This is a genomic window from Salegentibacter tibetensis, from assembly GCF_020164485.1.
GTDB lineage: Bacteria > Bacteroidota > Bacteroidia > Flavobacteriales > Flavobacteriaceae > Salegentibacter > Salegentibacter tibetensis.
In genome coordinates this window covers 61,057-76,622 of the sequence record NZ_JAIQZA010000021.1, presented here as the reverse complement: position 1 = coordinate 76,622, position 15,566 = coordinate 61,057, and the positions used below count along the sequence as shown (strand labels likewise).

The following is a 15,566-nucleotide window of genomic DNA, read 5'->3' as shown; positions in this document are numbered from 1 at the left end:
ATTCCGCATCCCACGGAAATAACCTGCTCGTAGTCAATTGCTTTCATCCCAATAAGTTTTTACATCACTTAAATTTAAGCAAAAAACTCATCGGTGTTTGCGTGGGCTAAATCATGGGTATTTCATATTATATAATTCCTACTTACGATTTCAGGCAGGAGATCTTGTCTTATGGAGACCAGGTAAAAGTGCTCAAGCCGAAAAGTCTTAAAAACGCAATAGCAAGTAATTTAGAATCAGCATTAAAGGCTTACCAGTAAAATAGATCAATATTAAATTATAACAACAATAGCTTATGAATATACTTTACCTACACGGTCTTGACAGCAAGCTCAGCCCCGAAAAAAGAACAATCCTCGAAAAATATGGAAAAGTCTTTGCGCCAGATTTGGATTATTATCAAAACCCAAATGCCATTGAGAGTGTGCTGGAGATGTTTCCGGATGTAGATATCAACACCGTAATCGGCAGCAGTATGGGCGGATTTGCTGGCTACCATGTTTCCAATGCCTTGCTACGCCCTGCGCTGTTATTCAACCCGGCATTAATGAAAAGATCTGTTGCTCAGAACATACCTGAAGATAACAACAATTACAATAATTTGAAACAGATAGTCATTGGGCAAGTAGACGATGTGGTTTCTCCTGCTGATACCCTATTTTTTTTATCTGAAAATTTTAACCCGGTAACAGAAATCGACCTTCGACTGCTGCCAAGACTGGCCCATCGAATTCCGGTTGAACTATTCGAAGAAGAGGTGGAGCGATTTTTTAAGAAGTTATGTTATTGAAACAATAATTTCAGAAGAGCGGACAGAAAGTGAACTTTAGAAAAGACAAAAAAATTCACAGCTATCAATAACACATTTAAAAATTATATGTTTATAAAAACCCGTCAGTACAGATTACCAATACTTTTAAGTTTCTTTTTCTTCTTCTTTAACGGGATGCTTATTGCCCAGGTAAAGGTATGTTCCTGGAACCTTCAGAATTTGGGCAAATCAAAGAGTGATACAGAAATTCAATTTATGGCTGAAACTTTAAAGGGCTTTGATGTTGTAGCCTTGCAGGAAGTAGTGGCGGGATATGGTGGTCCACAGGCAGTAGCCCGGCTGGCCGATGAGCTGAATAGAACAGGAGCAAAGTGGGATTATGAAATAAGTGCTGCCACAAACAGCACCCCTTACGCTACCGAGCGTTATGCTTTTCTCTGGAAAACGGCAAAAGTAAAAAAGATCAATAGAGCAGTTCTGGAGCAGAATTTTGTTGACAAGATCGATAGGGAGCCATTTTTAGCAGATTTCAGTTACGACGGAAAGATCTTTACTTTAGTCAGTTTTCACGCCATTCCAAAGAAAAAACAACCGGAAACAGAGATCAAATATTTTAAATTTCTTCCAGACCTGTACTCTGGAAAGAACCTGATCTTCCTGGGTGATTTTAACCTGCCTCAAAGCCATACTGTTTTTAATCCGCTGAAGAAAATGAGTTATCGGCCGGTGCTAAAAGCACAAAAGACAACCATGAAAATGAAATGTGTAGCAGAAGAGTGCCTGGCCTCGGAATATGACAATATTTTCTTTAATTCTGGTAAAGCAGAGCTGTTAGCTTCGGGTGTTGTACTGATCTATAAAAGTTTCCCGGATATGAAAGCGGTACGACGGATTTCAGATCACATTCCGGTGTGGGCGGAGTTCGATTTTGAAGGCGGAAGTGAAATTTCAAATGATTTGTTGGAACACTAAAAATGAAAGTGGAAATTAAATTTGGAACTTAAATTATATAGTGGTTTTTCATTTATATTTAATATAGCTTTTAACAAACTTTTCCTTTATTCTACTACCTCTTTAAAATACTCCCAGATCATTACCATAGCCAGGGTATCAAGTTCGCAGTATTTGAGTAAGGATTGCTTAATTTCCAGGCGCTCTTCCTCCGGCATATCGGTGTATTGAAGTCTGCCGTAGGCTGTTAATGCAGCGCCACCATCGGCTATTCCGGTGAGGCCGGAGACGGTTTCTTCAATTTGTTCCTCATTCCAGTCCGCAAAGAGGGGAGGAAGCATTTTGTACGGATTCACAACCTTGTTATTTTCAACTTGAAGCCAAACATGATCCTGATCAAAGTTCTTCGACGTTACGCCGATCCCGCCAATGGATTTGGAATATTTGGTTTGTAATTGTACGGAGGAATTTAAAACCGCGGGGAGTACGGCTTTAATGGAATTGGACCCACCCATGTGCAGACTGTAATAATAATCCTTGACCACCTGAAAAAGGTCGATCATGTTGCGGTCGCCACTCCATTTTTCCGTGGCCTTTTTCTTGGATTGGGTGATGTGTTTGATAAATTCCTGTAGTTCTTTTTTATCGGATTCCGTTGATTCTTCCAGCTGGTGGTAAATCGCATTCAGGATGGTGTTTTCGTGGGGTGCGTACCTGAAAATGCTCCCGGAATTTTTAGAAAGCGCCTTTTTTAGTTCCCGTACGAATTCGAAATTTGGAAACTTCCCGGGCTCAAAATTGATGTATTCGCTTTCATGTTTTATGTTTCCGGCTTCATCTACCGTGTGATGAGAAAACTGAAAGGCAACCTGTTCGTAGGGTCTGCGACCTTTGTTGAAGGGCAGGGCAGTGGCACTGGTTTCAAAGTCAATGAAATTGAGCGGAAATTTCCAGCTTTTCATCTCCTGTTTCAGCTCTTCTTTTAAAATATGAGGCCCCGGTTCATCACTCCGGGTCTTTTCTACCTGTATCCATTGCCGTTCTGAAGAGGAGATCTTTCCGGCTTCAGGTTTTACTCCAAGATCATTCTCATTTAAATCCCTGAAAAAGAATTTATCATTTTCAAAAAGCTTAGGTCCCCTTAAATAGTGCAGGTTCCAGATATCCCAGATAACCGGTTGATTAAATTCGTTTTCGCTCCAGCCCAACTGACCGGCCCAGCATTCCCTGAAACCCGACTTTTTTCCTTCCGCCAGCTCTTCTTTCGTAGCTCTGAATTCACAGCTCTTGCAGTTGGAGTAGGACACAGTGGCATTAAAGAATTTGTCAGTTGCATAATGTTTTGAGAAGAGGTTGATGCTCTGCTCCAGACCCAGATTTTCATAACAAAGATGTTTTCCGGTTTCTATTTCATCCAGGATAACATCTATGTTTATTTTGCCTAAAACGCTGCCACCAATTTCTTCCAGGCTGTTGACCTTCCTGGTAATTCCCGTGCGGTTACCGGCGGTTTTATTGATCCTGAAAAGTTGATTGAGGCCTTCAATAGTCGCCTCCTTGCTTTTATCGGCCAACATCAGGTATGACTTGATCATCCACCCAGGTTGACATTTTTGGATCACATACTTCTGAAAAGCCACATCAAACAGATAGGGTTTCCAGCCACTTACTAGACCGCCCTTTTTTCCAACTAACAGGTTTTCATCTTCCGGGTCAAAGGATTTTGCCTTAACCTCAATAAGCTGAATGTTATTTCCCCGCTTTACCAGGATATCTGTACGAATGAACAAGTTCTCAAATTTAAAAGCAGCTTCAAAAATCACCACATTCTCCTGTTGCAGCAGCTCGTCTGTTTGTTGTGCCAGCAGGTCGTAATTCCAGTCGTTGTTTTCAATTAAAATTCCTTCAGGATAATGAAGCCGTGCCAGTTCTTCCACCTGAAAGCCACCTTGAGCCAAAGCTTCCAGAAGGGGATCTTCCAGCTTCCGGTTCGCGTACTCTTTCTTTTTGGTGTAGAAGAGCTTGTTGGGACATTCCAGGGCTTGTTTAAAACGGGATTTTGTGAGGAGGCGTTGGGACATATTTTTTTATTTATCTGCCTAATATATAAAGAGAAAGCGACAATAGGTGGCGCTAAAAGGAATGATAAGCTTATTTAAGTTTGAGAGAGTAGGAGGTATTTTTTCCACTTCCGTTCTTTACAATAATGTCTTTTTGCAGTAAATACTGAAGATCTCTGGTAGCTGTGGCCTTTGACGTTTTTGTTATTCCAATGTATTTTCGCACGTTCAAACCACCCTCGAAGCCTCCGGGTCCTTCTTTGAATATTCTTCGTATTACTTTAATCTGTCGGTCATTCAAATCTTTTTTATACCGGTCAAAAAACCTTGCCTTATACAGGCTGAATTCTATTATTTTTTCTGCTGAAATCTGAGCCTGAAGGGTAGTGTTTACAAAATAAATAATCCATGGAGTAATTTCATTAGATCTTTGTGCAACCATTAAAGCATTATAGTAATCTTTCTTCCTGCGTTCCATAGCATCAGAAAGACTTAAAAGAATGGGTCTTTTTACGGTTTGAGATAAGGCTTTTTCGGCTATTGCCCTTCCAATTCTGCCATTACCGTCTTCAAAAGGATGTATGCTCTCGAAATAAAGGTGTGCAATGGCCGCGCGTATAATTGGTTTTTTTATTTCAATCTCAGCATTTTTGCCAGTGAGGTTAAACCAGGAAATAAATTGTTTCATCTCCTCTGGAACCCTTTTTGAAGGAGGTGCGTCGTAGTGAATGATCTCTCTCCCCATAGCACCCGAAATCACCTGCATGGGTTCTTCGTGGCTACGCCATTTTCCGGCTTCCAGAGAAGAATTTCCTTTCATCAACATCCGGTGCCAGTTCAATAAAGTCTCTTCGCTTAAAGGTTCATTGAAGCTCTTTTGAGCATCGGTCATAAGTTCTGCTATTCCTTCTGCCCTTTTATCACCCGTATTTTGGTGACCCGACAGTAAACCCAGGTTTTTTTTAATGGATGACATCACATCCGTTCTATCTAAATACTCGCCCTCAATTGCAGAAGTTTTTACAGCTTCTGCTACCAAAAATTCAATTACTGTTTCCACACGAATTTCTTCCGGTAAACTTTCCAGGAGCGCATTGATCTTCCCGGCTCTTTCAGAAAATTCAAAGAGCTGTGCCTCCACTTCTTCTGTAGAATAAGTAAAATGAGGCCAGTCTTTTTGTTGCCAGTTGTACTTCATGAGCCGAATAAAAAAGGATTCGGCTCAAATATACGTAAAATTTGAGCCGAATAGATTTTTTTGCGGCTCAGTATTTTTAGCAATTATCGGGTTTTATACAAAGTAGTTACTAAAACTCCCTGAAAACCTGGAGATGGAACAGATAATAACTGTTTCTCTTTCTTGACTATAAAGTTAAACGGAGGCGCTAAAAGGTTTACACCACTTTGCTTTTTTAATCTGATTCCCTGTCCTGAAATAATATCCTTATTGGGTTCAAAGTCTTCTTCAGGTAAATGCTCGGTTAGAACCACATATTTAAAATCATATAATTTTTCTACCACAGATTCTATTTCAGCATTGGATAAATGTTGTAAAACCTGTCTTAGAATCGCACAATCTCCCGCAGGTAATGTATCCTTTGCGATATCAAGAACCTTAAATTCTAAATTATCTGCTTTGAACTCTTTTTGATTACGTGTTATAAGATCTGGAACTATGTCTATGGCTATATACTTTTTGGAGTATTTGACCAGTTTTTTGCCAATATTAAAATCCCCGCAACCCAGATCACAAATTACCGGTGGAGTTTCAGAACCTTTTAAAAAAGCCGATACTACAGCTATATACGGATTTACTATTTCAGGATGATGTGAACCTAAACCTGAGTAATATTCAGTTTCACCACCGCCCCACAAGTTGTTTTCATAGATCTGTGCCATGGCATCTTTAGTGGGCCAGGGCTTTTTTATTTTTTTGTTTTTTGTCATTTAAAAGATAGAAATTGGATCATCACTCAAAAGTAAATGATTAAAATCTGGAATTACGCTACTTTTGTCGCTATTGAAATAGTATGAAAAGAGCTTTAGTAAGATATAGAAAAAGTGCTTTTGGAAGGTATGTTATTCGCAATCAAAAGTACGCCCCCATTCTTTTTTTTATGGGTGGTTTTATTTTTGACACGTTGACTTTAGGGCGAATAGATCGAATTTATGATACGGTGGTACTTTGCTCGCATATGACCTTATTATCGTTAACGCTTTATTTGTTTAATTTGGCAGATGATGGTAAATGGAAAAACACTTTTATCGATCGTTACTCCGAATATTTTCCGCTAGCCATACAATTCTTCTTTGGGGCACTATCAAGTGCTTTGGTCATCTATTTTTTTAGAAGTGTGTCACTGTCAAAAACTATGGTTTTTTTCATACTGCTGGTTCTGCTCTTATTTGCAAACGAGTTTCTTAAAAAGAAAATCTCCAATAAAAACCTCCAGTTCAGTGTTTATTTTTTTATAAGTTTTACCTTTTTCACCTTTATGGTCCCTACGTTGATAAAGGAGATGAATACCTTTATTTTTATTATTTCCGGACTTCTGAGTTTAGGTTGTACGCTGGCTCTTATCCTGTTTATTTATACCTCCAGCCCAAGCACAAGAGCAGAGATAAGTCTAAAAAAATTAATCAGTGGTATCCTTTCTATTTATTTATTAATCAATGTTTTTTACTATTTCAATCTTATTCCGCCGGTACCACTGGCTATGGAAACCGGGCTGGTGGCTCATGATGTCAGGAAAAAAAATAATGAATACATCGTTACTTACGAGAGGGATGAATGGTATATATTTTGGCGTACACATAATATCAATTTTCATCGTCATCCCGGGGAAAGGGTTTATGTGTTCACTTCTGTTTTTGCACCTACGGCTATAAAAAAGTCAGTTTTTCATCGTTGGCAGTGGTACAATCCCGAAACCGGGAGGTGGGAAATAACCGAGGACATTGGCTTTAAAGTTACCGGTGGGCGTGATCATGGTTACCGCGGATATACTTATAAAAACAACCTTAAGGAAGGCAAATGGGAAGTTCATATAATTACGCAAGAGGAGCTGTTGCTTGGTGTTGTGGATTTTGTGATTAAAAACACTTCTGAACCTCATGATGAAGGAATGGTAAAGAAATCATTTTAAAAACTGTTCCATAATCCTATTCAATGCTCTAAAAGTCATTGATAAAACGCTTTAGAACCCTGCATTGACTTCCGTAGGTTTGGTGAAATTGTGCTTGTGGTTATTGGAATTTACCTTGCCCCCCATGCTGCGCAAAGTCTTCCAAAATCCTTTAAAAAGCAGCTACTACAGATATATGGGTTTACTGTTTCAGGATGATGTGAGCCTAAACCGGAGTAAAATTCAGATTTCTTACCACCCCAAAAGTTTTTTTCATATAACTGCGTCATGGCATCTTTAGTAGGCCAGGGTATTCTTATTTTTTTATTGTTTTTCATTTCAAAGGAAAAAACCGGATTATTGGTTTAGAGAAGCGTGTAAGGCAAAGTATGCCTGCTGCCCCAATTTTAAACTACAAGAATAAAACAATAAACTATGAACAGGAAACAGATTACTAATCTCTCATTTCGATGATCATGTCATCAGATCCTCTCCATTCAGAAAAAGAACCATCATCATTAACTATCCTATATTTACACCAATTGCCGTCGAAGCTATATTCATAAAGCGCCTTTCCTTTAGTTTTCAAAACTCCCTCCTGTGGGGTTTGCTTAATTCTTATCCTCCAGTTTTGGCGGGTACCGGGTAGGTTGAAGAGAAGATACTCCGGGTAAATCCCGGTTCTTTCGAATTCGCGCATACCGCCCTGGATGTGAGTGATTTCTAAACTCATATATGGTTGACATAGAGGAAGGATCTCAGATTCAGGTCTCACACACCTGGCTAATTGGAAACCCTGTTTTTTACTTTTCTTTGCCACCAAATATGAGTAGAGTTTCTTCTTCGGTATCTCTATCGCCAATTGGGTGAGTGGTACCAATATATAATTCAGTTGTTCGATTACTAGTTTGAGCCACGAGTTCTGTGTTGTCAGAATATTTCTCCAACATTTTTTTTAACTCCCCAACATTGTTTATTTGCTTTACATTTTCAATAAATATACTTTCTTTCATACTGTATTTTTTGAGATTTATTTAAGGATACTTTCGACTATTTCTTCGGGCCATACTATAAATTTACCATAGGCTCCTTCCTTTTGTTCGGCCCCAAACTTATTTCCTTTTTCTGTAGAATGCCAATCATCTTCTTTCTTATACATTAATTCATTTTTTACTAATATAGAATTGACTTTTCTGCTACTTAACCCCGTTCTGTTAGAAAGTTCTTTTGTAGTCAAATATTTAGATTTTGAAAAATCCGGGGGTGTTTTCTTAGGTTTGATTTCTTCAGTCTCCTTCTTTGGCTGTTTTTTAGGAGCTTTTACATAAGAAAAATCCTCGCTATTATGAAGAATAGAATCCACATCTTTTATGGCATCTTCATAAACCTGTCTATCATGCTCAACAACAGTATCTATTAAAATGCCCATTTCTCGATTGTGTTGTTGAGAAAACTCATATAGATTCATAGAAGCAATTATCATTTTAGATTCATTCAGGTAACATTTTGCGTGCAGATTTTTGAAGAAATATAGCCGTACATAACTTAGAGATTCAAGATATTCCATCTCTGTTGGCGCAAGTTCCTGTTTTCCAAAGATTATTCTTACTTCAACTTTTTCTCTCTCCTTGTCATTAAGTAGTTGTCGTATGTTATCAGATAATTTTAAATAAGGGCTAATTATGTAGACCTTTTCTTTAGCATCTCGAATTAGGTTTTCGAGTTCAGCTGTAATACTTGATGTTCGTAAATATTCTGCCATTAATATTTATTTATTGGTTTTCGCTTTTACATATTTCTATTCTCTCCCATACTCACCATCCGCTTCATCGTATCAAAAAATGCCTGGTAAAATGCATCATCTTTGGCATACAAACGGTAAAGGTCGAGTTCATTTTTTCGTTGCTTTCTCATAACGTCTTCAATAATCCTTTTTAGAGCGAGATCGCTATTTTGCTTATCGGCATTATTGGCCACTTTAGATTGAAAATCCTGATGCTCCTGAATATGTTTACTCAATTGGATAAACTTCATTCTTTGTTCATCCGGGGTTGCTTCCCAACCCTGGAACCATCTTTCATTGAAATTCCTGATAATATTTTCCAGGATATCTTCTTCTTTTTCTCCGTGTGCTCCACGCGGATTCGGGTTCTGCGGATCTACTGAGGCTTCTGTAGCATCCAAACCTATAGAATCATTGAGTTTTGTACGCTCTAATCCATAAGTAGAAAGATCTACCGACTCTAATAATTCATCCAGATTATCGGAATCTTTATCTTTTACGATCAATTTTGGGATCAAAAATTTCAGGAACCAAAACAGTTTTTCCCAGGTTAGCATCTCATACGGCATAATTGCTGCCATTTGTCCGTAGATTTTTACAAATTGTTTTGCCTTGATTTTAAAATCGGCTTTGTCTTCGTCTTCCAGGTCCAATTCAGTATTAAAGCGATATGCTGCCTGATCAATAATCGGACTCAATTTCTGCGCATCTTCCTTTAAAAAGAATTTCTCACAAAAGAGTTCTACCTCTCCCTGTTCGTAAACCCCGGTTTCATCTAAAGTTTCCTTTATTTCGTGTAGCACATTAATATCTGTAGCGCCGCTTAATGAAGTGGCTGTATAAAAAGGATCGAATGAATTCCTGATATCATCAGTAGAATTAAAGAAATCCAGGATAAAAATATCTTCAGTTTTCTTCCCTAGTTTATCGGCCGACCTGTTTAACCTTGATAAAGCCTGCACAGCCAATACACCCTGCAGCTTTTTGTCTACATACATCGCTGTAAGTTTTGGTTGATCAAAACCGGTAAGATACTTATTGGCGACTACCAGGATGCGGTATTTGTCTTTATCGAATTTTTCCTTGGTATCCTTTTCGCCGAAACCATTCATATCGGCTTCGGTGTATTCAATACCGTCTACAGTTTTAGATCCTGAAAAAGCGATAAGTATTTTAAAAGGACTTCCTCTTTGTTCCAGAATCCTGCTTAAGGCTTTATAATATCGAATAGCAGAAACAATACTTTGCGTCACCACCATAGCCTTAGCTTTTCCTTTAAGTTTTTTCTTATTGACAATATTCGGAATGAAGTGATCCAGGATCACCTCGGCTTTAGTATCAATAGTTTGCTGATAACTTTCTACATAAGCCTTTAATTTCTTCTGCGCTTTCTGAGAATCGAATAGGGGATTATCTTCTATAGATTTCTCAATCTCATAATAACTTTTATAGGTGGTATAATTCGCCAACACATCAAGGATAAAACCTTCTTCAATAGCCTGTTTCATAGAATACAGGTGAAAAGGCTTAAAGGACCCGTCTGGCTGTTTTACGCCAAATTTCTCTAAAGTATTGTTTTTAGGTGTTGCCGTAAAGGCTAAGTAAGAGGCATTTCCACGCATCTTCCTGGCCTGCATAGCTTTGATGATCTTATCCTGCACATCTTCATCATCTTCCTCCTGAACCTGCTGTCCCATAGACTGGTTCATCTTATCATGAGCAGAGCCACTTTGGGAACTATGTGCTTCATCAATAACCACCGCGAAACGTTTTTCGCTTAGATCTGAAATACCATCAATAATAAATGGAAACTTCTGGATGGTGGTAATGATGATCTTTTTTCCGCTTTCCAGGCTGTCTCTTAATTCTTTGGAAGAGTAGGCCGGAGCTACTATATTTTTAACTTCCGAAAAATCTTTGATGTTATCACGAATCTGCTTGTCCAGTAATCGCCTGTCGGTTACTACTATTACAGAGTCAAACAAAGGTTTTTCCATTCCCTTACTCCCGTGAATTCCTTCTATCTCGGGATAGGTTTCAATAAGCTGAAATGCCGCCCAGGTAATGGAATTCGATTTTCCTGAACCTGCCGAATGCTGAATAAGATAGGTTTGTCCAACTCCATGTTGCCCTGCGTGTTCTATGATTTTCCGCACCACATCCATTTGGTGATACCTTGGAAAGAATAAGGTTTTGGAATGTAAAGGGTCTTTGGCTTTGCCATCAAGTCTAACAAAATGCTGAATTAGATTCGCCAGGCTTTTTTTAGTAAGTACTTCTTCCCATAGATAGGCCGTCTTATGGCCGTTAGGATTAACCGGGTTTCCTTTTCCATTATTATCTCCCTTGTTGAAAGGCAAAAAGAAAGTATTTCCACCGTTTAGTTTGGTGGTCATATAAACTTCATCGGTATCTACCGCGAAATGCACCAGGCATCGCCCAAAATTTAATAATGTTTGTCTTACATCGCGATCATACTTATACTGCTTTTGTGCGTGTACTTTGGCATTTTGCCCGGTCCAGTGGTTCTTTAATTCCATCGAAACAACTGGAAGCCCATTGATGAAAATCACCATGTCTATCTCTTCCCTTGGATTTTCTAAAGAATACCTCAATTGTCTTGTGGCGCTGAATTCATTGCTTTCAAAGAGCTTTTTTACCCGCGGACTGCTGCTGGCCAAAGGCGGCTGATAGAACAGCGTGAAATGAGCATCATCTACGTCCAAACCTTTCTTTAGAAGTCGAAGTAAACCATATTTTTTTATAAGCCTGTCCAGCCGCTCCAGGATCTTTAATTTCCAGTCGCCGTGCCTTTGCAGCTTATCAAGTTCCTCGTGTTGAGTTTCCTGTAAAAAGCTCCAGAACCTCCTGCTGTCAACTGCGTAACGAGCATTAAAATCACCGGGATCTCCAATGAAATAGCCGTTACCAGAACGATACTGCTCCGACTCCTCTGCGACATTAGCGGTAAGATCTTTCTCCTTAATCTCCTCCAGGGTGAGCCCGGAAAGTTTTTCCTGAATAGCGGCTTCTAATGCTTGTTCGTTAGTTAGACTAGGCATGATCAGTTATTATTTTATTAATTCTTTTCACTAGAAAATTTATAAAATCATCATAGGGCTGACCTGCTTTAATTACTTCCTGTGGTATAATTCCTCGGTAATCTATAAGATGGATAGCTTCTCCTTGTTTTTGTTCGGCAATCAAATTTTCCTGTATCAATGGTTCAATGTTGCTACCAATATTTTGCACGAATTTTACAAGAGGCAAAATTTCTTCTATAGGAAGTGCATATTTATTGGTTACCCCTGTATATTTAGTGATGTCGACAGAACATAAAGCATATTGGGTATTTTGTTCAACTGCTCTTTCCAACTGTAATTTGCTCATCGAAATAGAATTTTCAGAATTCCATCTCGACTTGACTTCAATAAAATATATTGGCTTGCTATCTAGTTTAACTATTATGTCTTGTCCACCTTGGACATCTGAGGCCTCTAAGGATTCTGGTTTTTCAATAGTCACCCTGTCTCTTATCTCATCTCCAAGTTTTTCGCGAATGAGGTTTTCAATCGTTGTACCAATCTTGTACTTATGATGGAAGTCGGATTTTTTTTCTTTTTCCTGTCGCAAGACAATTGTAGCTTGTTTCAAAATATTGTCAAAGTCCTTGTTCTTTACGAGTTGACCTAACCGCTTTATTTGATCTTCTTCTAAAGTCACTATGGAAAAAATATCATCCTTAGTCTGATCGTTATTAATTAACTCCATCATCAAAGTGGCTTTTTTATCATTTAAACGATGGAATAATTTTGAATACCGCTCTTCCGTCAGATTGGATATTATTTTTAGGATATCCTCCTTATGAGGGTGGCCACTAATAGCGAGTATTGAATTTTCTTCAAAGTAGATGTTTTCTATCTGAGTGGCCAGGTATCCTTCGGTTATGTAATTTTCTTCGTTAACGAATTTATTGAATCCTTCGTGGACTAGGTATTTCCGTGATTCCTTACCGGTGGCCCTAAAAAAAAGATTTTTAATCTCCTCTGAAATTTTTACATCTCTTTTTAATTCATTTATGTTTCTAAGTTGAATATTCTGATTAGGATAGATATTCGCTTTTTCGAAAATTTCTTTTAAACTGTCTTCATTACATTCAGCTATGTCGTAAAGGAGTTGAATATTGTTCTCAATCCAATTTTTAGATTGAACTTCTATTACGTTAAAAAATAGATTTACTAAAATTTTTCTGGAAGAGCGACTGTCAATGTTATCTTCTTCTTTTTCTAATTTCGGAAGATAGATTAAGTCCTCAGGTAATGAATAAAACCTGCTAATTATCCTGAGTAATTGAGCCGGCTTACTATTAGAATTAATATTGTTGTTGAGCTTACAAAAGTCAAGAAGAGCTATGAAACAATCTTCATCTAAAAGATCTTTTTCTGAAACCGGGTAATCTTTATCTTGTTCAAAATTCTGCAGGAAAAAGTACTTTTCAGAGGCTCTTACTTCGTCGAGAAAGTTTTTAATTTCGTTTGAAAAAATTCGCCTAGAGAATTTTTCGAAATCAAAATCAAAATAAAAATCCTGATGGGTTAGTCTTTTCATTGATTCCGGAATTAAAACTTTTCCTATTGTTATTAAATCTTCAGTTAGTTGTTCAGGTATGCGAAGGGATGTTAACGAACGAAATTCACCATCAATATTTGGCAGTATGGCATATTCATCAAACAAATTAAGTTTACCTTCTGAAATAAGAGTTGAATAATATTTCTTCAACCCAGAAATTTCGAAATCATCCAACTTTCTTTTTGAAATCTCTTGTACCAGTTCCTTATGAGATATAAAATTTAAATCATCCATGTCCCATTCAATGGCATATTGACTCCACAATTTGATAATCCCTTTCTTAGGAATATTCTGGAAAAATTTTGAAGTTAACTGATAGACTTCCTCGAAAATTTCTTCATTTTCTAGAAGCTCGTAATCAAAGAAAACCACCTCTTTTGGTGTACACATCTGGCTGCTAGTTTCTACAAGTGGCAAATCTGCAAATATCGCGATCCATCTTTCCTGTAGATTCTGGAAATACTCATTTAATAAAAATTCATCCGAATCTCGCACAAAATTGATTTGTGAAACTAGAACTGGGTTTTCTATCAAATGAATATTCTTCTGAAGAAAAGCAAATATCATTTGTGAAGCTTTGATAAGTAATTCTCTGTTGGTCTCTTCCTGTTCCTTTACCTGATCCTTATTACTGCTTAGATGAATACCATCTCGAGGCTCAGTAGGAAGGAAATTTTTGCAATTAATTATAAAATTAATACCAAAATTTTCAGATCCTATTAAGGGATAATAAAGAAACAACTTGGAAATCTGCTCCGAAAATTTAAATGACTGCAATTTTTCTCCAGAAGGACGAAAGGGAAGTATGATTTCAATTTCATTTACTTCATCAATTAAAGAGAAGTAAGTAATGTTTCGATCATTGAAAAGAATATTCGATTTATGAATGGTAAAAAGATCATCTTTTTTCACCACAACCTTATCCTGTAGAAAGAAGGATGATTCTGAACTGTCTCTTAGCACTGTTACCTTTTTAAGTCTATCATTTATGGTTAAAACTAATGGTACAAAATCATTAAGGAATTCTTCCGATTCCCTAATCGATTTTTTTTCCTGCTCAGTTTCTGGTAGATAGGTGAAAGAAGTGTTAAAACTGGGAGAGGAATTTATGTCCCCTTCTTGAATGAGATTAAAAACTCGATCTTTTTGAGCTTTGATATTTTCACTCATCGCCATCCATTCTTTCGGACTTCTGTCGATAAGAAAGTCTTTAATTTCAAAATATGTTCCTTCAGCTTCTAAGATCGAATTGATCAAAAATTTTCTGCCGAATGCATGGGTAGTTATAAAACCAGTTCCATATTTTCCGACTTCAGGTAAATTATTTTCCTCGCCATATTTCCCGCTTACTTGTTTAATTAATGATATTAGGGATTGTGTATTAAATGGTTTTCCATTGTGAGTGAACTTAAAACCTCCTTTTCTATAATCAATTATTACTTCACAATGTTTTGTTAGGTCGCATGCATTCTGTACGAGTTCCCATATAGCACGATTTGAAGAATAATTGTTGAAGTTTTCAAATCCTCTTATCATCTTATCAGCATGTTGCTTCAGATCTGATCTTTCTGACTCTTGCTTGGCTTTTTCTAGTATCTGCTCACGGCTAAGGGTATTGGTTATTTCCATAAGGTGGTTTGTTAATTATAACTTTAAAGTTTCTCTATTCTTCTATTTAAATCCTTCAAAATCTCTTTTCTCCCTATAATTCCATTATACTGCTCGACCACATCTTCTATAACCTCAAAGTCTTCTTTATTGATTCTTACAAGGTGAGGCTGCTCTGTAGGGATGGCACCGTTATAATGCAATCCTTTTATTATAGGTTCATAATTTTCAAAGATCATTTTGTCCATTTTCTCAGCAACTGCCAGTAATTCGTAGAAATAATCCTGATGTTCATTGGCAATAACATTGGACAGAAATGGCAAAACAGCTTCTTCCATATAACAATCATAAAGTTCTTTTGAGCCTCGTATTACTGCCAACTTAAAAAGCGGATTTTCAGGATGGTTTAGGACAGCCAGATTTGGCCACTTTCGAATAGCTGCTTCCATATAGCTAGCCAAGCCATCGGCCTTAAATGCTGTGTATTTCGTCATTAAATATTGGGCAATTATCAAACTGGCTTCTTTTTCGCTATTTATTTCTAATATATTGTCTACCTGTTCTTTAAAACCGGAAATGCTGGCGCAATCCAGACATTTATCCATTTCACTTATAATTTCTTCTTTAGTCATATTGGT

The 15,566-nt window shown here is 37.5% G+C and carries 13 protein-coding genes; 4 read left to right on the top strand and 9 right to left on the bottom strand.

What is annotated here, in order from left to right:
• The first annotated feature begins 113 nt into the window (after positions 1 to 113).
• The 3 genes from LB467_RS11955 to LB467_RS11945 all read left to right on the top strand — a co-directional run bounded on the left by LB467_RS11955 (position 114) and on the right by LB467_RS11945 (position 1,744).
• Entirely contained in the window at positions 114 to 260 is a 147-nt protein-coding gene (locus LB467_RS11955; protein ID WP_224474272.1) for a WCX domain-containing protein, read from the top strand.
• A gap of 35 nt (positions 261 to 295) precedes the next feature.
• On the top strand, positions 296 to 790 hold the full coding sequence (locus tag LB467_RS11950) for a YqiA/YcfP family alpha/beta fold hydrolase (protein WP_224474271.1): 495 nt from the start codon (positions 296 to 298) through the stop codon (positions 788 to 790).
• Positions 791 to 877: 87 nt separating this feature from the next.
• Positions 878 to 1,744, top strand: a complete 867-nt coding sequence (locus LB467_RS11945; protein WP_224474270.1) for an endonuclease/exonuclease/phosphatase family protein — start codon at positions 878 to 880, stop codon at positions 1,742 to 1,744.
• 86 nt (positions 1,745 to 1,830) lie between these two features.
• Here LB467_RS11945 and LB467_RS11940 read toward each other — a convergent pair whose 3' ends face one another.
• The 3 genes from LB467_RS11940 to LB467_RS11930 all read right to left on the bottom strand — a co-directional run bounded on the left by LB467_RS11940 (position 1,831) and on the right by LB467_RS11930 (position 5,730).
• Positions 1,831 to 3,804: a DUF2779 domain-containing protein gene (locus LB467_RS11940; RefSeq protein ID WP_224474269.1), complete on the bottom strand. Its 1,974-nt coding sequence runs from the start codon at positions 3,802 to 3,804 to the stop codon at positions 1,831 to 1,833.
• Between the two features lie 70 nt (positions 3,805 to 3,874).
• Positions 3,875 to 4,981, bottom strand: coding sequence for a Fic family protein (locus LB467_RS11935; RefSeq protein ID WP_224474268.1), 1,107 nt, complete (start codon positions 4,979 to 4,981; stop codon positions 3,875 to 3,877).
• 83 nt (positions 4,982 to 5,064) lie between these two features.
• Entirely contained in the window at positions 5,065 to 5,730 is a 666-nt protein-coding gene (locus tag LB467_RS11930) for a class I SAM-dependent methyltransferase (protein WP_224474267.1), read from the bottom strand.
• Between the two features lie 83 nt (positions 5,731 to 5,813).
• Here LB467_RS11930 and LB467_RS11925 point away from each other — a divergent pair, with 83 nt between their 5' ends.
• Complete coding sequence (locus LB467_RS11925; RefSeq protein ID WP_224474266.1) at positions 5,814 to 6,929, top strand: DUF2914 domain-containing protein; 1,116 nt, start codon at positions 5,814 to 5,816, stop codon at positions 6,927 to 6,929.
• A gap of 433 nt (positions 6,930 to 7,362) precedes the next feature.
• Here LB467_RS11925 and LB467_RS11920 read toward each other — a convergent pair whose 3' ends face one another.
• The 6 genes from LB467_RS11920 to LB467_RS11895 all read right to left on the bottom strand — a co-directional run bounded on the left by LB467_RS11920 (position 7,363) and on the right by LB467_RS11895 (position 15,560).
• Positions 7,363 to 7,641, bottom strand: coding sequence for a hypothetical protein (locus LB467_RS11920; RefSeq protein WP_224474265.1), 279 nt, complete (start codon positions 7,639 to 7,641; stop codon positions 7,363 to 7,365).
• 70 nt (positions 7,642 to 7,711) lie between these two features.
• Complete coding sequence (locus tag LB467_RS11915) at positions 7,712 to 7,921, bottom strand: hypothetical protein (protein WP_224474264.1); 210 nt, start codon at positions 7,919 to 7,921, stop codon at positions 7,712 to 7,714.
• A 17-nt stretch (positions 7,922 to 7,938) separates the two neighbouring features.
• A complete protein-coding gene (locus LB467_RS11910; protein ID WP_224474263.1) occupies positions 7,939 to 8,670 on the bottom strand; it encodes a phospholipase D family protein in 732 nt (243 codons plus the stop codon).
• A 26-nt stretch (positions 8,671 to 8,696) separates the two neighbouring features.
• Entirely contained in the window at positions 8,697 to 11,753 is a 3,057-nt protein-coding gene (locus LB467_RS11905) for a type I restriction endonuclease subunit R (protein WP_224474262.1), read from the bottom strand.
• A complete protein-coding gene (locus LB467_RS11900; protein WP_224474261.1) occupies positions 11,746 to 14,949 on the bottom strand; it encodes a sacsin N-terminal ATP-binding-like domain-containing protein in 3,204 nt (1,067 codons plus the stop codon). The genes LB467_RS11905 and LB467_RS11900 overlap by 8 nt, the downstream gene beginning before the upstream one ends.
• Before the next feature lie 23 nt (positions 14,950 to 14,972).
• Positions 14,973 to 15,560: a hypothetical protein gene (locus LB467_RS11895; RefSeq protein WP_224474260.1), complete on the bottom strand. Its 588-nt coding sequence runs from the start codon at positions 15,558 to 15,560 to the stop codon at positions 14,973 to 14,975.
• Positions 15,561 to 15,566: the final 6 nt, after the last annotated feature.